The sequence below is a fragment of the Thioclava sp. SK-1 genome, from assembly GCF_001705665.1.
In the GTDB taxonomy this organism is placed as follows: domain Bacteria; phylum Pseudomonadota; class Alphaproteobacteria; order Rhodobacterales; family Rhodobacteraceae; genus Thioclava.
The window spans coordinates 1-23034 of sequence record NZ_MDHA01000086.1; the positions used below are offsets into that span (position 1 = coordinate 1).

Consider the following 23034-nt stretch of genomic DNA (forward strand, 5'->3'; position numbering starts at 1 on the left):
TTGAGCGTGGTCAGGTTCTGTGTAAGCCGAAGTCGGTTAACCCGCACACCAAATTCGAAGCTGAGGCCTATATCCTCACCAAAGAAGAGGGTGGCCGTCACACGCCGTTCTTCGCGAACTACCGCCCGCAGTTCTACTTCCGCACGACGGATGTTACCGGCACTGTTAACCTGCCCGAGGGCACGGAAATGGTTATGCCAGGCGACAACTTGAAGTTTGAAGTTGAGCTGATCGCACCGATCGCGATGGAAGATGGTCTGCGCTTCGCAATCCGTGAAGGCGGCCGTACCGTCGGCGCGGGCGTTGTGTCGAAAATCATCGCCTGATCTGTCATAGATCTTGCGACATCTACGAAAGGGCCGCCCATCAGGGCGGCCCTTTTGCATGCAGGCTTGCACGCCACTCGAACCGCGTTAGATACGTTGCCATGAGATCTAAGGAGTGGGCATGGCGAACAGTTTGATTGTGACTTCGCATTTGCTGAGCGGCGACCCGGATCCGGCCAACGAGCGCGACATCGTGGATGCGTTGCGCGATGAACGTTTGGCGTGGGCACATTTGGATGGCACCCATCCACAGGCCCAGGATTGGGTTCGCCGTGAACTGTCGTATCTGGATCCGCAGGCGATTGAGGCATTGGTGGATGTGGATACACGTCCGCGCATGACCCAATTTGGCGACGGTGTGATGCTGATCCTGCGGGCGATCAATTTTAACGCCGGTGAGGACCGCGAGGACATGGTGTCCTTGCGTATGTATCTTGATGCGGAGCGCATCGTGACGATTTCGCGCAAACAAGTGCGCGCCATCGCGACAATGGACACAGATATTCGGGCAGGTTCAATCCCGCGCAGCGCGGGTGAATTCCTTGTGCGAATAGTGGAACATATTACCGGCAATATCGGTAAGTTTCAGGCAGAGCTGGATGAGGACGCCGAGTCACTGGAGGTTGAGGTTTTTGGCGGATCTGGGGATGCGGTCCGCCGCGACGTATTGGATTTGCGTCTGAAGGTGATCGCGGCGCGGCGTTATGTCGGCCCACAACGAGAGGCGCTGACGCGGCTGGGGGCCAGTGATGCGGATATTATTGATGATGTCACCCGACGTGAGATCGAAGAAGAAACGTTGAAAATGACACGGATCACGGAGGATATGGACGAGCTGCGCGATCAGGCGCAAGTGCTGCGCGAAGAGCTGTCGACGCAACTGTCCGATCGGGTGAACCGCAACACATTCGTGCTGTCCGTTGTGTCGGTGATCTTCTTGCCGCTGGGGTTTTTAACCGGGCTGTTTGGGGTGAATATTGGTGGTATGCCCGGTGTTCAGAATCCAAATGCTTTTATGTGGTTGTGTGTTTGGTGCGCAGTGTTGGTGGTGGTCCAGGCCGGTGTGATGTGGCGCTTGCGTTGGTTGGGCCGGGGTAAGGGCGGTTAAACCAGCGCCCTATCGCTGAGCGAGATGGCCATATCCGCAATGGATTGCCGCGCTGGGATCGGCGCGCGTCCCAACAGGGCGTGACCGCGTGCCGTGTCGATCTGTGGCACATAGTTCAGTTCATTCACGATTCCCCGCAGGTCCGTGTCGAATAGCGCAAGCGCCCGTGTGATAGGATTGGGGAGCTGTGCCTTGGGCATCTTGCCGCGATACTGTGGCAAGACCTCTGTGATGGCCTGCGCGATTTGCATGATGGTCAACGGCTCAAAGGCGCAGGGATGGCGTTGACCCGCCGCATGCTGCGCGGTCAGCGCATTGACATGAATTTGCGCGATGTCGCGCACATCGCAAAGATACAGCGCAAGTTTGGGCGCCAACGGAAAAGCGCCGCGCATCAAGCGCAGGGCAATCTGGCCCGAGGTTCCGGGATCGTCATCCCACAGTGGCCCCGTGATCAACCCCGGCTGGAGTGTAGCAAGCGGCAGACGCAATGCCTTCGCCAAGGCCCAGGCATGTTGTTCTGCCAATGTCTTGGATTGCCCATAGGCGTTTAGCCGGCCGTTGTCGGTCGTGCTCCAATTATCGGGGCCGATACTGTCGGGGCGCGTCGCCGGATCAAGGCCGAAATGCATCGCAATCTGCGAGGAGGTCAGCACGATACGCTGAATACCGGCGTGATGTGCCGCGCGCAGTGCACGGTCTGTGCCCTCCACGGCGGGACGTATCAGATCCAGTGGATCTTTTGGCATCGCGGTGACAAAGGGGGAGGCGGCGTGGACCATATAGTCTATGCCGTCACAGGCCGCGGTCCAGCCCGCATCACGCAGCAAATCCAGTTCAACGAAGTCTAGCCGCGATGTGTCTGCCCCGTTGGCCGCAAGCGCCAAACGGGTGGCGTCGGCGCGGGTCATATCCCTGAGGCTCCCTCGGACACGATAGCCTGCGTTGAGCGCGCAGATGGCGATGTGGCCGCCAAGAAACCCGGTGATCCCGGTCAGCAAGAGTGTCTTTTCCATCGGCAGGCCTTTCGCAATATGGGCGTGTTCATTAGGGTAGGTGGTGTCGGCCATATCGCAAGGGCCGGGCAGGATGCGCCGCCAAATTCCCTGTAAGACGGCTGTTTTCAGGCAAACCAGGCGGTATTGGGAATTGTTGCTTGACAGAATCCCGATAAGGGCTTAGGCGCGCCCCTGATCTTCCATTTATTTAAGATCTAGGTTCGACGCAGGCGCCACAGTCGGTGCTGTCTGCCTCTCAACCTTTAACGCCATGCGAGAGGCATGACATGAACGGTCAAAATATCCGTATTCGGCTTAAGGCGTTCGATTACCGTGTGCTGGATGCCAGCACCCAGGAAATCGTTAACACTGCAAAGCGTACCGGTGCTCAGGTTCGCGGCCCGATCCCGCTGCCGAACAAAATTGAGAAATTCACGGTTCTTCGTGGTCCGCACATCGACAAGAAGTCGCGCGATCAGTGGGAAATCCGTACGCATAAGCGTATGCTCGACATCGTCGACCCGACGCCCCAGACTGTTGACGCCCTGATGAAGCTCGACCTCGCCGCCGGCGTGGATGTCGAGATCAAGGTCTAAGGAGGTCATTATGCGTTCTGGTGTTATCGCCAAGAAGCTGGGCATGACCCGGCTTTTCCTTGAAGACGGCAAGCAGGTTCCTGTGACCGTTCTTCAGCTCGACAACCTGCAGGTTGTTGCACAGCGCACGTCCGAAACCGATGGCTACACCGCAGTTCAGCTGGGTGCAGGCACGGCAAAAGCAAAGCGCACCTCGGCTGCTCTGCGTGGTCACTTCGCGAAAGCGAATGTTGAGCCCAAGCGTAAAGTTGCTGAATTCCGCGTTTCGGCTGAAAACCTGATCGAAGTGGGTGCCGAAATCTCGGCAGAGCACTACGCTGAAGGCCAGTTCGTTGACGTTGCAGGCACATCCATCGGTAAAGGTTTTGCCGGTGCGATGAAGCGCCACAACTTTGGCGGTCTGCGTGCGACGCACGGTGTTTCGATCTCGCACCGTTCGCACGGTTCGACAGGTCAGTGTCAGGATCCGGGCCGCGTTTTCAAAGGTAAGAAAATGGCCGGGCATCTTGGTGCCGTCCGTGTGACCACGCAAAACATCCAGGTCATCAAGACCGATGCAGATCGTGGTCTGATCCTTGTCAAAGGTTCGGTTCCGGGTTCCAAAGGTGGCTGGGTTACGATCAAAGACGCGGTGAAAAAGCCGTTGCCTGAGAACGTGCCAATGCCGGCGGCTTTGAAGTCCGCTGCAGCTGCTGCACCTGCCGAAGAAGCTCCGGTAGATGGGGGTGAAGCATGAAACTTGATGTGATCAAGCTCGACGCTGGCAAATCCGGCGACATCGATCTGGCAGATACCGTATTCGGTCTGGAGCCGCGCGCGGACATCTTGCACCGTGTGGTTCGCTGGCAGCGTGCGAAAGCACAAGCTGGTACGCACTCGACACTTGGTAAGTCGGAAGTTTCCTACTCGACCAAGAAGATCTATCGCCAGAAGGGCACCGGTGGCGCACGTCACGGTTCCAAGAAAGCTCCGATCTTCCGTCACGGTGGTGTCTACAAAGGCCCGACGCCACGGTCGCACGCCCATGACCTGCCGAAGAAGTTCCGTGCATTGGGCCTGAAACATGCCCTGTCATCGAAAGCCGCAACTGGCAATCTGGTCGTTCTTGAGGATCTGAACCTCGGCGAAGCTAAGACCAAGTCGCTGGCGAAAGCTGCGAAGGAACTGGGCTGGAAGAAAGTCCTGATCATCGACGGTTCCGACCTGAACGAAAATTTCGTGAAGGCCGCTCAGAACATCGAAGGTATCGATGTTTTGCCGTCGATGGGTGCCAACGTTTATGACATCCTCAAGCGTGAGACCCTGGTCATCACCAAAGCGGGTGTCGAAGCACTGGAGGCTCGTCTGAAATGAGCGCGAAACCCGAACAGTATGACGTGATCGTTAAGCCGATCGTGACCGAGAAAGCCACTTTGGCATCGGAAAACGGCGCGGTGGTGTTTGAAGTGGCGAAAGACGCTTCGAAGCCGATGATCAAAGACGCAGTTGAAGCCCTCTTCGGCGTTAAGGTGAAAGCGGTTAACACCTCGATCACCAAAGGCAAGACCAAGCGTTTCCGTGGCACCCCTGGTCGCCGCTCGGACGTGAAGAAAGCCTATGTGACGCTGGAAGACGGCAACACAATCGACGTGACCACCGGTCTGTAATCGTTCGATTGACCTGACACTTAAAAGCCCCTGCGTAAGCGGGGGCTTTTTATATGTTAGGCATGGATTTCATTGGCAAAAACCGATGTTGGACACGCCTGGCATACAACGACCAAGAAATGCGATATTGCCAGTAGACTCAGCAATGCGTTTTTGGTAGCTACGCGCATCGTTGCAGGCCCCGGATTCGTTCTGGGGTTTTGTGATGTTGTTATTCGGGGACCTTCGGGGCCCTTCATTAGGCGAAATTATCCGCCGTCAGCTAACGGAAGACAGAAAGCATGGCACTCAAGTCGTACAAACCGACGACGCCGGGCCAGCGTGGGCTGGTTCTGATCGACCGTTCGGAGCTTTGGAAAGGCCGTCCCGTTAAAGCCCTCACCGAGGGTTTGACCAAAACGGGTGGCCGGAACAACACCGGACGCATCACGATGTGGCACAAAGGTGGTGGCGCGAAGCGTCTCTACCGTATCGTTGACTTTAAACGTCGTAAGTTCGACGTTTCGGCAACGGTTGAGCGCATCGAATATGACCCTAACCGTACCGCATTCATCGCGTTGATCCGCTATGAAGATGGCGAGGCGGCATATATCATCGCGCCCCAGCGTCTGGCACTTGGCGATCGTGTTATCGCGTCGAGCAAGGCCGACATCAAGCCGGGCAATGCAATGCCGTTCACAGGCATGCCGATCGGTACCATCGTGCACAACGTGGAACTGAAGCCAGGCAAAGGCGGTCAGATCGCACGTGCCGCAGGCACCTACGCCCAGTTCGTTGGTCGTGACGGTGGCTACGCGCAGATCCGTTTGTCCTCCGGCGAGCTGCGTCTTGTGCGTCAGGAATGCATGGCCACTATCGGTGCCGTGTCGAACTCCGACCACTCGAACCAGAACCTCGGTAAAGCCGGCCGTAAGCGTCACATGGGTGTCCGCCCGACGGTTCGCGGTGTCGCAATGAACCCGATCGATCACCCGCACGGTGGTGGTGAAGGTCGGACCTCGGGTGGTCGTCACCCGGTCACCCCGTGGGGCAAACCCACCAAGGGCAAGCGCACCCGCTCGAACACGAAGACGGATAAATACATCCTCCGTTCGCGTCACGCCAAGAAGGGCCGTTAATATATGTCACGTTCTGTTTGGAAAGGCCCTTTCGTTGATGCCTTCCTGCTGAAAAAAGCAGAGAAAGCACGCGAGTCGGGCAAAAGCGAAGTGATCAAAATCTGGTCGCGCCGCTCCACCATTCTTCCGCAGTTTGTCGGTCTCACTTTTGGGGTCTACAACGGTCAGAAGCACATCCCGGTCGCTGTGTCCGAGGAAATGATTGGTCAGAAGTTCGGTGAGTATTCGCCAACTCGGACCTATTATGGCCACGCTGCCGATAAAAAAGCCAAGAGGAAGTAATCGTCATGGGTAAGGAAAAGAATCCGCGCCGCGTGGCGGATAACGAAGCAATGGCGAAAACGCGCATGCTTCGCACCTCGCCGCAGAAGTTGAACCTGGTTGCTGCGATGATCCGCGGTAAAAAGGTCGACAAAGCACTGTCCGATCTGACCTTCTCGAAGAAGCGTATTGCGATCGACGTGAAAAAGTGCCTGCAATCGGCAATCGCCAATGCGGAAAACAACCACGGTCTCGACGTTGACGAGCTGGTGGTTGCAGAAGCATGGGTTGGTAAGAACCTCGTCATGAAGCGTGGCCGTCCGCGGGCGCGTGGCCGTTTCGGCAAGATCATGAAGCCGTTTTCGGAGATCACCATCAAGGTGCGTCAGATCGAGGAGCAAGCCTAATGGGTAACAAGACCAATCCAATCGGTATGCGCCTTCAGGTGAACCGCACCTGGGATAGCCGCTGGTATGCGGAATCGAAAGATTACGGTGATCTTCTTCTGGAAGACCTGAAAATCCGCGATTTCATCAAAACCGAGGCAAAGCAGGCTGGCATCAGCCGCGTGATCATCGAGCGTCCGCACAAGAAGTGCCGCGTTACGATCCACGCAGCACGTCCGGGTGTGATCATCGGTAAAAAAGGTGCAGACATCGAGCAGCTTCGTAAGAAGCTGGCGAACTTCACCGATTCCGAACTGCACCTGAACATCGTCGAAGTCCGTAAGCCGGAAATCGACGCGCAGCTGGCCGCAGAGTCGATCGCTCAGCAGTTGGAGCGTCGCGTTTCGTTCCGTCGCGCGATGAAGCGCACGGTGCAGAACGCAATGCGTATGGGTGCCTTGGGTATTCGTGTGAACGTCGCTGGCCGTCTTGGCGGTGCCGAAATCGCGCGTACCGAATGGTATCGTGAAGGACGTGTGCCGCTGCACACCCTGCGCGCTGACATCGATTATGCACATGCTGAAGGTGAAACCGCATATGGTATCATCGGCATCAAAGTGTGGATCTTCAAAGGCGAGATCATGGAACATGATCCGCAAGCACGTGAGCGTAAGGCAGCTGAGGCACAAGAAGGCCCAGCACCGCGCGGCCCACGTCGCGGCGATCGCTAAGGGGTAAAGTACAATGCTACAGCCTAAACGCACAAAATTCCGCAAGCTTCACAAGGGTCGTATCCACGGTGAAGCCAAGGGCGGTTCGGATCTGAACTTCGGTCACTTTGGCCTGAAGGCGGTTGAGCCCGAGCGTATCACTGCGCGTCAGATCGAAGCGGCACGTCGCGCGATCACACGTCACATGAAACGTCAGGGTCGTGTTTGGATCCGGATCTTCCCGGATAACCCTGTTACTGCAAAACCTACCGAAGTCCGTATGGGTAAAGGTAAAGGTTCTGTCGACCGTTGGACCGCTAAGGTCAAACCAGGTCGTGTGATGTTCGAAATCGACGGTGTCAACGAGACCATCGCACGCGAAGCACTGCGCCTTGGCGCGGCGAAGCTGCCGATCTCGGTTCGCATCGTGGAGCGTCAGGACTGGTAAGTCCGGCACGCTGAGCAGACAGGCAAGCCCCGCAGTTCGCTGCGGGGCTTGTTTTATTAGAGAATCGCCTTGCCAGATTGCCATTTCGATGGTAGGTGGCCCCAGTCCTGTTTTCAGGACCGACATAACCCATCAGATACAGGGTCACCCCAAGCCGTGCGATGCACCCAAGCGGGGCCCTCTGATGCCAAGAAAGGACCATGGGATGAACGCCCAAGAACTCAAGGCAAAGACGCCTGATGAGCTCCGTGATGAGCTTGTTTCGCTCAAGAAGGAAGCCTTCAACCTTCGCTTCCAGCAGGCCACAGGCCAGCTTGAAAACACCGCCCGTATGCGCGCCGTTCGTCGTAACGTCGCCCGTATCAAGACGGTGCTGAACGCCAAAGCCGCTGAAGCCGCGAACTAAGGAGCCTTCTTATGCCCAAACGTATTTTGCAAGGTGTTGTCACCTCTGACAAGAACGAACAGACCGTCACCGTTTCGGTCGAGCGTCGTTTCACGCACCCGGTTATGAAAAAGACCGTTCGTCGGTCGAAAAAATACCGTGCCCATGACGCGGCAAATCAGTTCAAGACCGGTGACATTGTTCGTATCGAAGAATGCGCGCCGATTTCGAAGACCAAACGCTGGACGGTCATCGTCGAGGCCTGATTTTCCCTTCGGAAAACAGGTCCCGTCGATAAACACCAGTTTATCGAAACCCTGGGGCGTTTTGTTCAAAAACGTCTCCAAAGGTCGGGAGTAGCTCTATGATCCAGATGCAGACCAATCTGGATGTTGCTGACAATTCCGGTGCTCGGAAAGTTCAGTGCATCAAGGTCCTGGGTGGTTCGCACCGTCGCTATGCGTCGGTCGGCGATGTTATCGTCGTTTCCGTTAAGGAAGCCATCCCGCGCGGTCGCGTGAAAAAAGGTGACGTGCGTAAAGCCGTCGTCGTTCGCACCGCCAAAGAAGTTCGTCGTGAAGATGGCACCGCCATCCGTTTCGATCGCAACGCAGCTGTTATCCTGAATAACAACGGTGAGCCAGTTGGCACCCGTATCTTCGGGCCAGTTGTTCGCGAATTGCGCGGCAAAAACTTCATGAAGATCATCTCGCTTGCACCGGAGGTGCTGTAATGGCTGCTAAGCTCCGTAAAGGCGACAAGGTCGTCGTGCTGGCTGGAAAAGACAAAGGTAAACAGGGTGAAATCACCACTGTTATGCCGTCGGCCGGTAAAGCCGTTGTGGAAGGCGTCAATGTCGCAATCCGTCACCAGCGTCAAACCCAGACAAGCCAGGGTGGCCGTGTTTCCAAAGCACTGCCGATCGACCTGTCGAACCTGTCTTTGATGGACGCAAATGGTAAAGCAACCCGCGTTGGCTTCCGTTTTGAAGACGGCAAGAAAGTGCGTTTTGCGAAAACCACGGGGGATGTTATCTAATGTTGGATCAAGCAACCTATACCCCGCGTCTGAAAGCCGTCTTCCGTGACACCATCCGTGGTGCCCTGAAGGAAGAATTCGGTTTCACCAACGACATGCAGATCCCACGTCTTGAGAAAATCGTTCTCAACATGGGTATCGGTGAAGCAACGCGCGACACCAAGAAAGTCAAGCAAGGCGCCGAAGAGCTGTCGCTCATCGCGGGTCAAAAAGCTGTCATGACCATGGCAAAGAAGTCCATCGCTGGCTTCCGCGTTCGTGAGGAAATGCCGCTTGGCGCGAAAGTCACCCTGCGTGGCGATCGTATGTATGACTTCTTGGATCGTTTGATCAACGTCGCCTTGCCGCGCGTCCGCGACTTCCGCGGCGTAAAGCCAAGCTTCGATGGTCGCGGCAACTTCGCGATGGGTTTGAAAGAGCACATCGTGTTCCCGGAAATCGAATTCGACAAAGTCGATGAAGTTTTGGGCATGGACATCATCATGGTCACCTCGACCTCTGACGATGCCGTGGCGAAGTCGCTGTTGAAGCATTTCAACATGCCGTTCACAGCTTAATCGCGGGAGAAACACGATATGGCTAAAAAATCCATGGTCGCACGCGAAGTGAAGCGCCAGAAGCTTGTGAACAAGTATGCTGGTAAGCGCGCTGCGTTGAAAGAGATCGTCAAGAATGCAGATCTTCCGATGGAAGAGCGCTTTAAAGCGTCTCTGAAACTGGCTGAAATGCCCCGCAACTCGTCTGCCGTTCGCTTGCACAACCGTTGCCAGCTGACCGGCCGTCCCCATGCTTACTACCGTAAGCTGAAACTCTCGCGGATCATGCTGCGTGACCTGGCCTCCTTCGGTCAGATCCCGGGCATGGTGAAGTCGAGCTGGTAAGGAGAACGGGAATGTCTGTAAACGATCCTATCGGCGATATGCTGACCCGTATCCGCAACTCGCAACTGCGCGGGAAATCCACCGTTAAAACACCTGCGTCGAAATTGCGCGCATGGGTGTTGGACGTTTTGGAAGCGGAAGGCTACATCCGTGGCTATGAACCCTCCACCGACGCGCAGGGCCATCCGGAACTGACCATCAGCCTGAAATACTATGAAGGCACACCGGTCATCCGTGAGCTTGCACGTGTGTCGACCCCAGGTCGTCGCGTGTACATGGCCGCCAAAGACGTTCCTTCGGTTCGTCAAGGTCTTGGCGTCTCAATCGTCTCCACGTCCAAAGGCGTGATGTCGGATGCAAACGCGCGCGCAGCCAATGTTGGCGGCGAAGTGCTTTGCACCGTCTTCTAAGGAGGTTCTGATGTCTCGTATTGGTAAGAAAGCGGTTGAGCTTCCAGGCGGCGTTTCTGCGTCCGTCTCTGGCCAGACCCTCGAAGTGAAGGGGCCGAAAGGCACCCGCACTTTCACCGCAACTGACGATATCACCATCACGATTGATGGTCAGTCCGTCGCAGTGACCCCGCGTGGCAAGTCAAAACGTGCGCGCCAACAGTGGGGTATGACCCGCTCGATGGTTGCGAACCTTGTGACTGGCGTCACCACCGGCTTCAAGAAAGAGCTCGAAATTCAGGGTGTGGGTTACCGCGCCACGATGCAGGGCAACACCTTGAAACTGGCACTTGGCTATTCGCATGACGTGAACTTTGACGTTCCGGCTGGCGTGACAATCACGGCACCGAAGCAGACGGAGATCGTTATCGAAGGCATCGACCAGCAGTTGGTTGGTCAGGTGGCTGCGAATATCCGTGAGTGGCGTGCACCAGAGCCCTATAAGGGCAAAGGTATCCGCTATAAAGGTGAGTATGTCTTCCGTAAGGAAGGCAAGAAGAAGTAAGGGGCGCGAAAATGGCGAACAACAAAAGATCACTGTTCCTAAAGCGCCGCCTGCGCGTCCGGAACAAACTGCGCAAAATGGCCAATGGCCGTGCGCGTCTGTCGGTTCACCGTTCATCAAAGAACATCAGCGTTCAGCTGATCGACGATGTGAATGGCGTGACGTTGGCTTCTGCTTCCTCGCTCGAGAAAGATCTCGGCCTTGTGGGCAAAAACAACGTCGAAGCGGCGTCGAAGATCGGTGCAACCATTGCCGAGCGCGCGAAAGCGGCTGGCGTGGAAGAGTGCTACTTCGACCGTGGCGGTTTCCTGTTCCACGGGAAAATCAAGGCACTTGCAGATGCAGCCCGCGAAGGCGGTCTGAAGTTCTGATCAACGGTGGGTGGCGTTCGCGTCGCCCCGATAATCCGGGGGCGCCTTTCGGGGCGCCCACTTGGATTGGCTATATTGGCGTGACACCACGCCTCACGAAAGGAATGCCTCATGGCAGAACGTGAAAACCGCCGGAATCGTCGCGACGACCGCGAAGAGAACCCGGAATTTCAAGATCGCCTCGTAGCGATCAACCGTGTTTCGAAAACCGTGAAGGGTGGTAAGCGCTTCGGTTTCGCCGCACTTGTGGTTGTTGGTGATCAGCGCGGTCGCGTTGGCTTCGGCAAAGGTAAAGCGAAAGAAGTTCCGGAGGCCATCCGTAAGGCCACCGAACAAGCTAAGCGCAACCTGATCCGCGTTCCATTGCGCGACGGTCGCACAGTGCACCACGACATGGAAGGCCGTCACGGCGCCGGCAAAGTCATCATGCGCACCGCACCGCAAGGTACCGGTATCATCGCAGGTGGTCCGATGCGTGCCGTTTTCGAGATGCTGGGTATCCAGGATGTCGTTGCGAAATCTATCGGTTCGCAGAACCCCTACAACATGATCCGTGCAACGCTGAACGGTCTTTCCAAGGAAACCAGCCCTCGCCAAGTCGCTCAGCGCCGTGGCAAGAAAGTTGGCGATATCCTGAAAAAGCCTGAAGCCGAAACGGTCGAAGCGTAAGGAAATCTGAACATGGCAACCATCGTCGTTAAACAGATCGGTTCTCCGATCCGCCGTCCGGCTTCGCAGCGCGCAACGCTGAAAGGTCTGGGCCTCAACAAAATGAACCGGACCCGCGAGCTGGAAGATACACCAGCTGTGCGTGGTATGGTCGCGAAGATCCCCCACATGGTGGCGATCATCGAAGAAAAAGCGTAATCGCTTTTATCTGAGCAATTTAAACGCCCTGCCGAAAGGTGGGGCGTTTTTGCATGATGCATGCCCTAGTGACCGGCTGTGGCGGCCTGCGTGCGCTTAGTAACCCGGCGCAGCATATTCGGTTTTGGTGTAGGGTTCCGGCACATGGTCCAGCGGCTGGTTCACGCAGCCTGCAAGGCCAAGGCAGTATAGGGCAGCGATAAGGATCGGTTTCATCAGGATGCTCCGGTGTAAGGGCGTTGCATGGTTAAGCGGCAACGCGGGGTTTGGTTCCGCGATCATCCGTTTGAGGGGTTGATCGGCAGAGCGTCTGTCGGTATACGCCCACGGTGTCCCGCTTGCCGGGCGCAGAATCAACAAGAAACGCCGTGTACATCCTTCTGTCGCTTGTGAGGATGGTTCCGGCAAATGGAGAAGCGACATGAAACTTAATGAACTTCGCGATAACGCAGGCGCGGCCCAGAAGAAAAAACGCGTAGCGCGTGGTCCGGGCTCGGGCAAAGGTAAGATGGCTGGCCGTGGTATCAAAGGTCAGAAATCGCGTTCCGGTGTGGCGCTGAACGGTTACGAAGGCGGCCAGATGCCGTTGTACCGCCGCTTGCCAAAGCGTGGCTTCTCGAAGCCGAACCGCAAAGAATTCGCTGTTGTCAACTTGGGCCTGATCGAGAAATTCGTCGGCTTGGGCAAGCTGGACGCGACTGCTGAAATCAACGAAGATGCGTTGATCGCATCGGGCCTGGTTCGCCGCAAGTTGGACGGTGTTCGCATCCTTGCAAAAGGTGAAGTAACGTCGAAACTGACGCTGAACGTTACCGGCGCGTCGAAATCGGCGATTGACGCTGTGGAAAAAGCAGGCGGTTCCTTGACCGTTGCGACCGCGGCCGCCGAGTAAGGCTGATTTAGGCTGTTGTGAGCGGGCTCAGCTCCGCTTACATAGGCATAGGTTTTTCTGGCGCCGCCGACCGAGAACCGGTCCGGCGGCGCTGTCATGAAAGAGACAGGCATATGGCATCTGCTGCAGAGCAAATGGCGGCGAACCTTTCTTGGGGCGCCCTGGGCAAAGCCACGGAGCTGCGCCAACGGATCTTCTTTACGATCGGATTGCTGATCATCTACCGGCTGGGAACCTATATCCCGGTGCCGGGGATCGACACACTGGCGCTGCGCGACTTTATGGAGGGCGCGGCCTCGGGGATCGGCGGTATCTTGTCGATGTTTACGGGTGGGGCATTGGGTCGCATGGGCATCTTTGCCCTTGGGATCATGCCGTATATCTCGGCCTCGATCATCGTGCAGTTGTTGGGGGCCATGGTCCCTGCGCTGGAGCAGATGAAGAAAGAGGGCGAGCAGGGCCGTAAGAAGATGAACCAAATCACGCGCTATGGCACGGTGGTTTTGGCCACGTTCCAAGCCTTTGGTCTGGCGAAATCGCTTGAAGCCGGCGGTCTGGCGCATGATCCGGGGTTGTATTTTGAAGCCTCTGTTTTGATCACGCTGGTCGGGGGCACAATGTTCCTGATGTGGCTGGGTGAGCAGATCACTGCCCGCGGCATTGGTAACGGGATCTCGTTGATCATCTTCGTTGGTATCGTCGCGGAAATTCCCGCCGCCTTGGCATCCTTCTTTGCGCAGGGACGGTCGGGCGCGATTTCAACGCCGGTGACGTTGGGTGTGATTGTGATGGTTGTCGCCGTGATCGCCTTTGTGGTGTTTATGGAGCGGGCGCTGCGCAAGATCCATATCCAGTATCCGCGCCGTCAGGTGGGTATGAAGATCTACGATGGCAGCTCTAGCCATTTGCCGATCAAAGTGAACCCGGCCGGCGTTATTCCAGCGATTTTCGCGTCGTCATTGCTTCTGTTGCCGACCACGATTGCGACATTCTCTGGTGGGAATACCGGTCCGGTGATGTCGACCATTCTGGCCTATTTCGGGCCCGGTCAGCCGCTGTATTTGCTGTTCTACGTCGCGATGATCGTCTTCTTTGCCTATTTCTACACAGCGAATGTCTCGTTCAAATCGGATGAGGTCGCGGATAACCTGAAGAACCAGGGTGGCTTTATTCCGGGCATCCGTCCGGGCAAGAAAACCGAAGACTATCTGGATTATGTGGTTGCGCGTATTCTTGTGCTTGGCTCGGGCTATCTGGCGGCCGTGTGTTTGCTGCCGGAAATCCTGCGGTCACAGTTGGCGATTCCCTTTTATTTCGGCGGGACATCGGTTCTGATCGTTGTGTCTGTGACCATGGATACGATCAATCAGGTTCAATCGCATCTTCTGGCCCACCAGTACGAAGGTCTGATCGAAAAATCGCAGCTGCGTGGTAAGCGCAAGAAGGGCCGTAAGGCTCCTGCACGTCGCTGAGGAGGAACGCACATGCTCAACATTATTTTGCTCGGACCGCCCGGAGCGGGTAAAGGGACGCAGGCACGTAAGCTGGTCGAAGAACGTGGAATGGTTCAACTGTCGACCGGTGACATGCTGCGCGCGGCCCGGACCTCCGGGACTGAAATGGGCAAGAAAGTCGCTGAGGTCATGGATAAGGGCCAGCTGGTGACGGATGAGATCGTGATCGGTCTGATTGAAGAACAGCTGAAGACGGTTAAGGCGAACGGCTTTATCTTTGATGGCTTCCCACGCACTTTGCCGCAGGCGGATGCGCTGGGGCGCCTGTTGGCCCGCAACGGCCAGAAGCTGAACGCAGTGGTCGAGATGCGTGTCGATGACGAGGCGCTGGTTGCGCGCATCACCGGGCGGTATACCTGTGGCGAATGTGGTGAGGTGTATCACGACACCACGAAGCCAACCAAGGTTGACGGCACCTGCGATGAATGTGGATCGACCAATCTGAAACGCCGCGCCGATGACAATGAAGACAGCCTGCGCACGCGGTTGATGGAATATTACAAAAAGACATCGCCTTTGATCGGGTATTACTACCATCAGGGTGATTTGTTCCCCATCGACGGTTTGGCCGAAATTGATAAGGTTTCGTCACAAATCAATGGCGTGATTGATCATCAGAACTGAATCTGCAAACAAGCCTTGACGTGGGGTGCAATAGCCTCTACGTCACGGCGTCTCTAACAGGAATCGCATATTTGCGGGGGTCTCCCCGTGGGCCTGTGGTTCGTGGCTCAATTCATGAGGTTTTGGGCCTCATGTTGTGAAAAAAGGTTCTGGAACTACGGAACCGCAACGAAAGGAAATAGCGCTTTGGCACGTATTGCTGGCGTCAACATTCCGACCGGGAAACGCGTCCCGATCGCATTGACTTACATCACTGGTATTGGTCCGCATTCTGCACAGTCGATCTGTGAAGCTGTCGGCATCGATTCCACCCGTCGCGTTAACGAATTGTCGGACGCAGAAGTCCTGGCAATCCGTGAGCATATTGACGCGAACTTCACCGTTGAGGGTGACTTGCGCCGTGAGACCCAGATGAACGTTAAGCGTTTGATGGATCTTGGTTGCTACCGTGGTCTGCGTCACCGTCGTAACCTGCCGGTTCGCGGTCAGCGTACCCACACGAACGCTCGTACCCGTAAGGGCCCGGCGAAAGCCATCGCTGGCAAGAAGAAGTAAGGGGAGGACGTATCAATGGCACGCGAGAAAACTCGTACGAAGCGTAAAGAGCGCAAGAATATCGCCACCGGCGTTGTTCACGTGAACTCCTCCTTCAACAATACAAAAATCCTGATCTCTGACGTTCAGGGTAATGCTATCGCATGGTCGTCCTCGGGCACCATGGGCTTTAAGGGTTCGCGTAAATCGACCCCTTACGCGGCTCAGATGGCTGCAGAAGATGCTGCGCGTAAGGCGCAGGAGCATGGTCTGAAGACCGTTGACGTTGAAGTTCAAGGCCCCGGTTCGGGTCGTGAATCGGCCCTTCGCGCGCTGGCCGCCGTTGGTCTTGCCGTGACTTCGATCCGTGACGTCACCCCGATCGCACATAACGGCTGCCGCCCCCCGAAGCGCCGCCGCGTCTGATCTGACTATCAGCGATGGGGCCGTGCGGAATTATCCGCGCGGCCTTGTCGCGTTCGCATTATAACCTCGGGCGTTTCCGGCTTGGGACATGGGACGGAAACAGGTATGGAGGCATTTGCATGATCCACAAGAATTGGGCCGAGCTGATCAAGCCAACGCAGTTGGAGATCAAACCGGGCGGCGATCCAGAACGTAAAGCTTCCGTCATTGCAGAACCGCTGGAGCGCGGCTTTGGTTTGACATTGGGCAACGCTCTGCGTCGCATTTTGCTGTCTTCGCTGCAAGGCGCGGCAATTACCAGTGTTCAGATCGACAATGTTCTTCACGAGTTCTCGAGCGTCGCTGGCGTTCGTGAAGACGTGACCGACATCGTGCTGAACCTGAAAGGTGTTGCACTGCGGATGGATGTCGAAGGGCCGAAGCGTCTTTCGATCTCTGCCAAAGGTCCGGGCGTCGTCACTGCAGGTGATATCGCCGAAACCGCTGGTATCGAAGTGCTGAACAAAGAGCACGTGATCTGCCACCTTGATGATGGTGCCGATCTGTTCATGGAACTGACCGTAAATACGGGTAAGGGCTATGTTGCAGCGGATAAGAACCGTCCTGAGGATGCGCCGATCGGTCTGATCCCGATTGATGCGATCTATTCGCCGGTCAAGAAGGTCGCTTACGAAGTCACCCCGACCCGTGAAGGTCAGGTTCTGGACTACGATAAGCTGACGATGAAAATCGAAACAGACGGCTCGCTGACACCTGAAGATGCCGTGGCTTATGCCGCGCGTATCCTTCAAGATCAGCTGTCGATCTTTGTGAACTTCGAAGAGCCCGAGTCGGCCTCCAAACAGGATGCGGATGACGGTCTGGAGTTCAACCCGCTGCTGCTGAAGAAGGTCGATGAGCTTGAGCTGTCGGTCCGTTCGGCAAACTGCCTGAAGAACGACAATATCGTCTATATCGGTGATCTGATCCAGAAAACCGAAGCCGAGATGCTGCGCACGCCGAACTTTGGCCGTAAGTCCTTGAATGAAATCAAGGAAGTTCTGTCGGGCATGGGCTTGCATTTGGGTATGGAAGTCGAAGATTGGCCGCCGGAAAATATCGAAGATTTGGCCAAACGTTTTGAAGATCAGTTCTGATCTTTGATCGCTTGACAGATTTGGGGGGCGTGGTTTACACGCCCCCTATTCAATGCCCGGGTTTGGCCGGGGAAGAGATGGGCACCCGCCCCAACTGAGTGGTCGACACGCATCGGCTACCTGACAAAGTAAAACGCAGTTTAGGAGAATTCTCATGCGTCACGCTCGCGGTTACCGCCGTCTAAATCGTACTCACGAACACCGTAAAGCCCTATTCTCGAACATGGCTGGCTCGCTGATCGAGCACGAGCAGATCAAAACAACTCTGCCCAAAGCCAAAGAACTGCGCCCAGTGATCGAAAAGCTGATCACCCTTGCAAAGCGCGGCGATCTGCACGCACGCCGTCAGGCCGCATCGCAGCTGAAGCAGGACAAAGATGTTGCGAAACTGTTCGAAGTTCTTGGCCCACGCTTTGCAGAGCGTAAAGGTGGCTATGTTCGCATCATGAAAGCCGGTTTCCGTTATGGTGACATGGCGCCGATGGCGATCATCGAATTCGTTGAGCGCGATCTGGAAGCCAAAGGCAAAGCAGACCGCGCACGTTTGGAAGCTGAAAACGCCGCCGAATAAGATCTATCTGCGATCTGTTGAATGGAAGAACCCGTGCTGTTCATCAGTGCGGGTTTTTTCGTATAAGAAATTTCGCCCCTGGGTTGAATTTCGTGGTGCCGTTAAGGAAATCTCAGACGTGATATGCGTTTATTATCCAGAAACTTGGACGATTATCGCTTAAATTAGTGGCCCTTGCGGCATTGCTGAGTAATTCTAGGTATCTAAAGATGCTGCTATCCGTAATTCCACCCTGGTCCCAGGCAGTCACACTTCTAAGTTGACGGATCAGGCCAAACCTATCTAAAAGGACATGTCTTTTCATCGCAGTATACAGGCCATGCTTGACGAACTTGAAGCGCTCGCACCACTAGGATATTCGCTCGGATTACATATCCGTTATGCGTCTCCTTTGGTGTATCATAGCACTTACACAGCCGCATGGGCCCGGCAGTATAACGAAAATTCCTATTATCTGCGTGACCCGACGGTGTTCTGGGGCATCGCGTCGACTGGCGTTATCCGCTGGAGTGAGATCACCTTTCCTGACCCGTTCGATGTCCTCGGTAAGGCCAGCAATCATGGCTTACGGTTTGGTGCCACCGCCTCACACGGGCCGATGACGTCGCGATCGATCTGCGGCATTGCCCGCGATGATCGTGAATTTAATGATGAAGAGCTGGCACTGTTTGGCGATATCATCCAACGCTTGCATGATGATCATGTCCCCCCGACAGAGCTGACAACGGCGCAGGTGGAGGCGTTGCAATGTATCGCGAACGGGGATCGCCACACTGCGGCATCTGCCAAGCTGGGCATTTCGGAAAGCGCGTTGAAGGCGCGGTTGAAATCCGCCCGCATCCGGTTGGAAGCGCGCACCACATCCGAAGCCGTGCGTAAGGCGCGTGAATATCGTCTGTTGTGACGCGGCCAAGCCGGGAATACTACTTCCCGCCTTTCGCAAAGCACCGGGGCATATTACATAGAGATGATGTCTGACCTGTTTGATCCCCCGCCCGGCGCACCATCATCGCGGCCGCAGAGTGCTTCGGCGCACCGCCCGCTGGCGGACCGTATCCGTCCGCAGGCATTGTCAGAGGTGATCGGCCAGACGCATGTGTTGGGGCCGGATGCGCCTTTGGGGGCGATGTTGGCCGCCGGCTCGTTGTCATCATTGATTCTATGGGGTCCACCCGGGGTTGGTAAAACAACGATCGCGCGGCTTTTGGCCAATGCGACGGATCGCGCCTTTGTCCAGATTTCCGCGATTTTCACCGGCGTTCCAGATCTGCGCAAAGTATTTGAGGCAGCGAAGCTGCGCTCGGGGCAGGGCAGGGGGACGCTGCTGTTCGTCGATGAGATTCATCGCTTCAATAAGGCGCAGCAAGACAGTTTCCTGCCGCATATGGAGGATGGCACTATCCTGCTGGTCGGCGCTACCACTGAGAACCCCAGCTTTGAGCTGAACGCCGCTGTGTTGTCGCGGTCGCAGGTTCTCGTGTTGGAGCGTCTGTCGCTGGCGGACCTGGAGCTGATGGCGCAGCGTGCCGAAGCCGCATTGGGGCGCGCTTTGCCATTGGTTGCGCCTGCGCGGGACGCTTTGCTGGAGATGGCGGACGGCGATGGCCGCGCCCTGTTGAACCTGATTGAACAGGTCACTGCGTGGAAGACAACAGCACCGCTGACCACGGATCAACTGTCGACGCGGCTAATGAAACGCGCTGCGAAATACGATAAATCCGGTGATGAGCATTATAATCTTATTTCGGCGCTGCATAAATCCGTGCGCGGTTCTGATCCTGATGCTGCGCTTTATTGGTTCGCACGGATGTTGGAGGGCGGCGAGGATCCCCGATATCTGGCGCGGCGTCTGGTGCGTATGGCGGTCGAAGATATCGCATTGGCAGATCCGCAGGCGCAGACGCATGCTTTGCATGCATGGGAAATCTATGAACGTCTGGGATCTCCCGAAGGTGAATTGGCGCTTGCGCAAACGGTGATCTATCTGGCGCTCGCGCCGAAGTCCAACGCCGGTTATATGGGGTATAAGCAGGCGCGGGCGCTGGCGAAAAAAACCGGGTCGGAGCCGCCGCCGAAACATATTCTGAACGCGCCAACAAAACTGATGGAAGATCAAGGATATGGTGCGGGATATGCCTATGATCATGACGCCGAAGACGGGTTTTCAGGGCAGAACTATTTCCCCGATGGGGTCAAACGTCCGGTGCTGTATGCGCCCGTAGAACGCGGCTTTGAGCGGGAGCTGAAAAAGCGCACCGATTGGTTTGCCAAGCTGCGGGTGCAACGCGACAGTTGACCCGCGTGGCATTCGGTTGACTCTTACGCTCAACCCCGCTTTGAGGGCGCGAAAGGAGACAATGATGTTATTCACCCTTCTGCAAGTCGCACTTGGCGGTGCCATCGGTGCCTCAGGTCGTTACCTGTCTGGCGTCGCGATTTTGCGGATGCTGGGGCCGCAGACGATCCCGCTTGGTGTGATCTTTGTCAATATTGTCGGTTCGTTCCTGATGGGCGCGCTGATTACGTTTCTGGGTCAAAAAGAGCTGACCCATTGGAACCCGTTTCTGGCGACAGGAATCTTGGGCGGGTTCACGACTTTTTCGTCCTTCTCACTTGAGACTTGGACATTGATCGAGCGTGGCGATATCGGCCATGCGGCGATTTATGTGGCGGTCTCGGTCTGTGCCGCTTTGGCAGGGCTTGTTTTCGGAGTGCATATGATGCGTTGGGTGCTGGCATGAGCGGAGTTCAGATCGTCACGATTGGCGAAGACGAGGGCGAACAGCGCCTCGACCGTTATCTGAAAAAGAAATTCCCCGAGCTGGGTCAGGGGATGATCGAAAAGATGTGCCGCAAAGGGCATCTGCGTGTGGACGGTGGCCGGGTGAAGGCCAGCACGCGGGTCGATGTGGGCCAAGAGGTGCGCGTGCCGCCGTTGCCGGCGCCGGGTACCAAGGAAAAGCTGGAGGCGGAGCGCGCCGCCAAGGCCGCGGAGCCGTCGCAAGATGATGCGGAGATGATCCAAGCCTGCGTCATTTGGAAAGATGAACATGTCATCGCGATCAACAAACCGCCGGGCCTGCCATCGCAGGGCGGGTCAGGCCAAGATGGGATGCATCATGTCGACGGTTTGGCCGAAGCGTTGAAATTCGGCTATAAGGACAAGCCCAAGCTGGTGCACCGGTTGGATAAGGACACGTCGGGTGTGCTGCTGCTGGCGCGCACGGATCGGGTGGCCCGTCGCCTGTCAGAAGCATTTCGCGAAAAGACCACGCGCAAAATCTATTGGGCCGCGGTTGCCGGCGCGCCAGAGCCGAAATTCGGAACGATCCGCTATGGGCTTGTGAAACAGGGTGGGCATTCGCGCCATGGCGGGGGCGAAAAGATGATTTGTGTGCACCCGCGCGAGATCGACAAGACTCCCGATTGCAAACGGGCCACCACTGATTATTTCACCATGCATATTCTGGGGCAGCGCGTGTCCTGGGTGGCATTGGTGCCGATCACCGGGCGAACACATCAGCTGCGTGCGCATATGGCGGAAATTGGCAACCCGATCATCGGGGATGGCAAATATGGCGGCTCTGGTCAGGAAAATATGGGCGATGGCTGGGGCGCGCAGCTGGGCGGTGAAACCAGCCGTAAATTGCATTTACATGCCCGCCAAATCACATTTGACCATCCGATCACCGGCAAGCGGATCACGGTGGTTGCCCCAATTCCGGAACATATCAAGCGCACCTGGGATATGCTGGGCTGGCATGAGCGTGACGTGCCTGCGGACCCGTTCGAGGACCTCAGATGAGGCTGGTTGTCTTTGATGTGGATGGAACCATCTCGGACAGCCAAGCACATATCTCCCACGCCATGGCGATCGGGTTTGAGACGGCGGGCCTTGCGCCTTTGCCGACCTCGCAAGTTCTGACGATTGTCGGGCTATCGTTGCCGGAAGCGGTGGCGCGTCTGGTGCCCGATCAGCCGCAAGATGTGCAAGACGCGATTGTTGAAGGCTATAAGGCCAGCTATCGCAGCGCCCGGGCAGCCAGCCCGGCGCCGTTGTATCCGGGCGCAAAGGCGCTACTGGAGCGTTTGGCGCGCCGTGATGATCTGGTGTTGGCCGTTGCCACGGGCAAATCGCGGCGCGGGCTAAGGGCCTTGATTGAGCATCACGGTCTGGGCGGCTATTTCTTGTCGTTGCAGACTGCGGATGATCATCCGTCCAAACCGCATCCGTCCATGCTGCATGCAGCCCTTGCTGATACAGGTGCGCAGGAACAGGGTGCGGTGATGATCGGGGATACCAGCTTTGATATTGAAATGGGCCGCGCTGCCGGGTTCCGCACGATTGGGGTGTCCTGGGGCTATCATCCGGTGCAGGCCTTGGCGCAGGCTGGGGCGGAGCAGATCGTTGAGAGTTTTGACGCGCTGGAACAGGCGCTGACACAGGATATCGGAGAGGTCGCATGAGCGGTTGGGTCGCAAAACGGTTCTGGAAACAGGCGCATTCAACCGAAGTGGAGGGCGGGTTTTCCGTCGCTTTGGACGGTCGGCCTGTCCGCACGCCGGCAAAGGCCGCGCTGATCGTGCCCAGCCGCGCCTTGGCAGATGCCATTGCGCAGGAATGGGATGCGCAGCTAGAGGTGATCGACCCGACAACCATGCCGATGACGCGATCTGCCAATGCGGCGATTGATAAGGTCGCAACGCAGCACGCCGAAGTTGCGGCCTATATCGCGGAATATGGGGGCACAGATTTGTTGTGCTACCGGGCCGAATCGCCGGTGGAACTGGTGGACCGCCAAGCGCAGGCCTGGGATCCGCTGTTGGACTGGGCTGATCATGCCTTGGGCGTGCAACTGGTCGTGACTGAAGGCGTTTTGCCGGTGCAGCAAGCCGATGATGCCATGAAGAAATTGCACAAACGTGTGGCAGATCTAAGCCCGTTTCAGATGGCGGCCATTCACGATCTGGTTGGCATTACGGGGTCATTGGTGATCGGCCTGGCCGTAATTGAACGCCGGTTGGATGCCAGCACCGCGTGGGATTTATCGCGCATTGACGAAGATTGGCAAAGCGAATCGTGGGGCCATGATGAAGAAGCCGCTGAAATGGCTGCGATAAAACGTGAAAGCCTGCTGAATGCAGAGCGTTTTTGGGATCTTTGCCACAGTTGAAAAACTAGGCAGAAGCAAAAAAATACTCGGTGGTTAACTGAGCATTTGCTCATTCTATGTGCGTTTTCTC

At 56.4% G+C, this 23034-nt stretch carries 35 protein-coding genes and 1 pseudogene; 35 read left to right on the forward strand and 1 reads right to left on the reverse strand.

Annotated features, from left to right (window positions below):
• Together tuf and BFP70_RS18730 are read left to right on the forward strand one after the other, a co-directional pair.
• Positions 1-326 (forward strand): annotated as a pseudogene (gene tuf / locus BFP70_RS18725) (elongation factor Tu); the annotation flags it as partial.
• A gap of 121 nt (positions 327-447) precedes the next feature.
• On the forward strand, positions 448-1434 hold the full coding sequence (locus BFP70_RS18730; RefSeq protein WP_066013414.1) for a zinc transporter ZntB: 987 nt from the start codon (positions 448-450) through the stop codon (positions 1432-1434).
• Here the strand turns inward: BFP70_RS18730 and BFP70_RS18735 are convergent.
• Positions 1431-2504, reverse strand: coding sequence for an NAD-dependent epimerase/dehydratase family protein (locus tag BFP70_RS18735; protein ID WP_066013416.1), 1074 nt, complete (start codon positions 2502-2504; stop codon positions 1431-1433). The two genes, BFP70_RS18730 and BFP70_RS18735, sit on opposite strands and share 4 nt — an antisense overlap.
• Before the next feature lie 215 nt (positions 2505-2719).
• On the opposite strand from BFP70_RS18735, the gene rpsJ reads away from it, so the two are divergent.
• The 33 genes from rpsJ (at position 2720) to BFP70_RS18900 (ending at position 22964) form a co-directional block, all read left to right on the forward strand.
• On the forward strand, positions 2720-3028 hold the full coding sequence (gene rpsJ, locus BFP70_RS18740; RefSeq protein WP_066013418.1) for a 30S ribosomal protein S10: 309 nt from the start codon (positions 2720-2722) through the stop codon (positions 3026-3028).
• A 10-nt stretch (positions 3029-3038) separates the two neighbouring features.
• On the forward strand, positions 3039-3764 hold the full coding sequence (gene rplC, locus BFP70_RS18745) for a 50S ribosomal protein L3 (RefSeq protein WP_066013419.1): 726 nt from the start codon (positions 3039-3041) through the stop codon (positions 3762-3764).
• Positions 3761-4381, forward strand: a complete 621-nt coding sequence (gene rplD / locus BFP70_RS18750; protein WP_066013421.1) for a 50S ribosomal protein L4 — start codon at positions 3761-3763, stop codon at positions 4379-4381. Before rplC ends, rplD begins: the two co-directional genes overlap by 4 nt.
• Complete coding sequence (locus BFP70_RS18755) at positions 4378-4674, forward strand: 50S ribosomal protein L23 (protein WP_066013423.1); 297 nt, start codon at positions 4378-4380, stop codon at positions 4672-4674. Before rplD ends, BFP70_RS18755 begins: the two co-directional genes overlap by 4 nt.
• 281 nt (positions 4675-4955) lie before the next feature.
• Positions 4956-5792 (forward strand): 50S ribosomal protein L2, encoded by an 837-nt coding sequence (gene rplB / locus BFP70_RS18760; RefSeq protein ID WP_066013425.1) that lies wholly within the window; start codon positions 4956-4958, stop codon positions 5790-5792.
• 3 nt (positions 5793-5795) lie between these two features.
• Positions 5796-6074 (forward strand): 30S ribosomal protein S19, encoded by a 279-nt coding sequence (gene rpsS / locus BFP70_RS18765; RefSeq protein WP_066013427.1) that lies wholly within the window; start codon positions 5796-5798, stop codon positions 6072-6074.
• 5 nt (positions 6075-6079) lie between these two features.
• Positions 6080-6460, forward strand: a complete 381-nt coding sequence (gene rplV, locus BFP70_RS18770; RefSeq protein ID WP_066013429.1) for a 50S ribosomal protein L22 — start codon at positions 6080-6082, stop codon at positions 6458-6460.
• On the forward strand, positions 6460-7170 hold the full coding sequence (gene rpsC / locus BFP70_RS18775; protein WP_066013432.1) for a 30S ribosomal protein S3: 711 nt from the start codon (positions 6460-6462) through the stop codon (positions 7168-7170). Before rplV ends, rpsC begins: the two co-directional genes overlap by 1 nt.
• 13 nt (positions 7171-7183) lie before the next feature.
• A complete protein-coding gene (gene rplP, locus BFP70_RS18780; protein WP_066013433.1) occupies positions 7184-7597 on the forward strand; it encodes a 50S ribosomal protein L16 in 414 nt (137 codons plus the stop codon).
• A gap of 205 nt (positions 7598-7802) precedes the next feature.
• Positions 7803-8003: a 50S ribosomal protein L29 gene (gene rpmC / locus BFP70_RS18785; RefSeq protein ID WP_066013434.1), complete on the forward strand. Its 201-nt coding sequence runs from the start codon at positions 7803-7805 to the stop codon at positions 8001-8003.
• 11 nt (positions 8004-8014) lie between these two features.
• Complete coding sequence (gene rpsQ / locus BFP70_RS18790; RefSeq protein ID WP_066013435.1) at positions 8015-8248, forward strand: 30S ribosomal protein S17; 234 nt, start codon at positions 8015-8017, stop codon at positions 8246-8248.
• Between the two features lie 98 nt (positions 8249-8346).
• Positions 8347-8715 (forward strand): 50S ribosomal protein L14, encoded by a 369-nt coding sequence (gene rplN, locus BFP70_RS18795; RefSeq protein ID WP_066013439.1) that lies wholly within the window; start codon positions 8347-8349, stop codon positions 8713-8715.
• Entirely contained in the window at positions 8715-9020 is a 306-nt protein-coding gene (rplX, locus tag BFP70_RS18800) for a 50S ribosomal protein L24 (RefSeq protein WP_066013442.1), read from the forward strand. Before rplN ends, rplX begins: the two co-directional genes overlap by 1 nt.
• Positions 9020-9577 carry a 50S ribosomal protein L5 gene (gene rplE / locus BFP70_RS18805; protein WP_066013444.1) on the forward strand — a complete coding sequence of 186 codons (558 nt, stop codon included), beginning with the start codon at positions 9020-9022 and terminating at the stop codon, positions 9575-9577. The genes rplX and rplE overlap by 1 nt, the downstream gene beginning before the upstream one ends.
• Positions 9578-9595: 18 nt before the next feature.
• A complete protein-coding gene (gene rpsN, locus BFP70_RS18810; RefSeq protein ID WP_066013446.1) occupies positions 9596-9901 on the forward strand; it encodes a 30S ribosomal protein S14 in 306 nt (101 codons plus the stop codon).
• A gap of 11 nt (positions 9902-9912) precedes the next feature.
• Positions 9913-10311: a 30S ribosomal protein S8 gene (rpsH, locus tag BFP70_RS18815; protein ID WP_066013448.1), complete on the forward strand. Its 399-nt coding sequence runs from the start codon at positions 9913-9915 to the stop codon at positions 10309-10311.
• Positions 10312-10321: 10 nt separating this feature from the next.
• Positions 10322-10855 carry a 50S ribosomal protein L6 gene (gene rplF, locus BFP70_RS18820; protein WP_066013450.1) on the forward strand — a complete coding sequence of 178 codons (534 nt, stop codon included), beginning with the start codon at positions 10322-10324 and terminating at the stop codon, positions 10853-10855.
• Between the two features lie 11 nt (positions 10856-10866).
• Entirely contained in the window at positions 10867-11226 is a 360-nt protein-coding gene (rplR, locus tag BFP70_RS18825) for a 50S ribosomal protein L18 (protein WP_066013451.1), read from the forward strand.
• A gap of 111 nt (positions 11227-11337) precedes the next feature.
• Positions 11338-11895 carry a 30S ribosomal protein S5 gene (gene rpsE, locus BFP70_RS18830; RefSeq protein WP_066013453.1) on the forward strand — a complete coding sequence of 186 codons (558 nt, stop codon included), beginning with the start codon at positions 11338-11340 and terminating at the stop codon, positions 11893-11895.
• A 12-nt stretch (positions 11896-11907) separates the two neighbouring features.
• Entirely contained in the window at positions 11908-12093 is a 186-nt protein-coding gene (gene rpmD / locus BFP70_RS18835) for a 50S ribosomal protein L30 (protein ID WP_066013455.1), read from the forward strand.
• Between the two features lie 421 nt (positions 12094-12514).
• Positions 12515-12985: a 50S ribosomal protein L15 gene (rplO, locus tag BFP70_RS18840; protein ID WP_066013457.1), complete on the forward strand. Its 471-nt coding sequence runs from the start codon at positions 12515-12517 to the stop codon at positions 12983-12985.
• A 113-nt stretch (positions 12986-13098) separates the two neighbouring features.
• A complete protein-coding gene (gene secY, locus BFP70_RS18845; protein WP_066013460.1) occupies positions 13099-14457 on the forward strand; it encodes a preprotein translocase subunit SecY in 1359 nt (452 codons plus the stop codon).
• Between the two features lie 12 nt (positions 14458-14469).
• Positions 14470-15123 carry an adenylate kinase gene (locus BFP70_RS18850; RefSeq protein ID WP_066013462.1) on the forward strand — a complete coding sequence of 218 codons (654 nt, stop codon included), beginning with the start codon at positions 14470-14472 and terminating at the stop codon, positions 15121-15123.
• 186 nt (positions 15124-15309) lie between these two features.
• Positions 15310-15678 (forward strand): 30S ribosomal protein S13, encoded by a 369-nt coding sequence (gene rpsM / locus BFP70_RS18855; protein WP_066013463.1) that lies wholly within the window; start codon positions 15310-15312, stop codon positions 15676-15678.
• A 15-nt stretch (positions 15679-15693) separates the two neighbouring features.
• Positions 15694-16083: a 30S ribosomal protein S11 gene (gene rpsK, locus BFP70_RS18860; protein WP_066013464.1), complete on the forward strand. Its 390-nt coding sequence runs from the start codon at positions 15694-15696 to the stop codon at positions 16081-16083.
• A 119-nt stretch (positions 16084-16202) separates the two neighbouring features.
• Positions 16203-17219 (forward strand): DNA-directed RNA polymerase subunit alpha, encoded by a 1017-nt coding sequence (locus BFP70_RS18865; protein ID WP_066013465.1) that lies wholly within the window; start codon positions 16203-16205, stop codon positions 17217-17219.
• 154 nt (positions 17220-17373) lie between these two features.
• Positions 17374-17790, forward strand: a complete 417-nt coding sequence (rplQ, locus tag BFP70_RS18870; protein WP_066013466.1) for a 50S ribosomal protein L17 — start codon at positions 17374-17376, stop codon at positions 17788-17790.
• Positions 17791-18109: 319 nt separating this feature from the next.
• Positions 18110-18694 carry an autoinducer binding domain-containing protein gene (locus BFP70_RS18875; RefSeq protein ID WP_255356788.1) on the forward strand — a complete coding sequence of 195 codons (585 nt, stop codon included), beginning with the start codon at positions 18110-18112 and terminating at the stop codon, positions 18692-18694.
• A 66-nt stretch (positions 18695-18760) separates the two neighbouring features.
• The gene (locus BFP70_RS18880; protein WP_066013510.1) at positions 18761-20086 is read left to right on the forward strand and encodes a replication-associated recombination protein A; all 1326 of its coding nucleotides are present in this window, start codon (positions 18761-18763) and stop codon (positions 20084-20086) included.
• Positions 20087-20150: 64 nt separating this feature from the next.
• On the forward strand, positions 20151-20531 hold the full coding sequence (crcB, locus tag BFP70_RS18885) for a fluoride efflux transporter CrcB (protein ID WP_066013469.1): 381 nt from the start codon (positions 20151-20153) through the stop codon (positions 20529-20531).
• Positions 20528-21595, forward strand: a complete 1068-nt coding sequence (locus BFP70_RS18890) for an RluA family pseudouridine synthase (protein ID WP_066013471.1) — start codon at positions 20528-20530, stop codon at positions 21593-21595. Before crcB ends, BFP70_RS18890 begins: the two co-directional genes overlap by 4 nt.
• The gene (locus BFP70_RS18895) at positions 21592-22257 is read left to right on the forward strand and encodes an HAD-IA family hydrolase (protein ID WP_066013474.1); all 666 of its coding nucleotides are present in this window, start codon (positions 21592-21594) and stop codon (positions 22255-22257) included. Before BFP70_RS18890 ends, BFP70_RS18895 begins: the two co-directional genes overlap by 4 nt.
• On the forward strand, positions 22254-22964 hold the full coding sequence (locus tag BFP70_RS18900; protein ID WP_066013476.1) for an ATP12 family chaperone protein: 711 nt from the start codon (positions 22254-22256) through the stop codon (positions 22962-22964). Before BFP70_RS18895 ends, BFP70_RS18900 begins: the two co-directional genes overlap by 4 nt.
• Positions 22965-23034 lie beyond the last annotated feature (70 nt).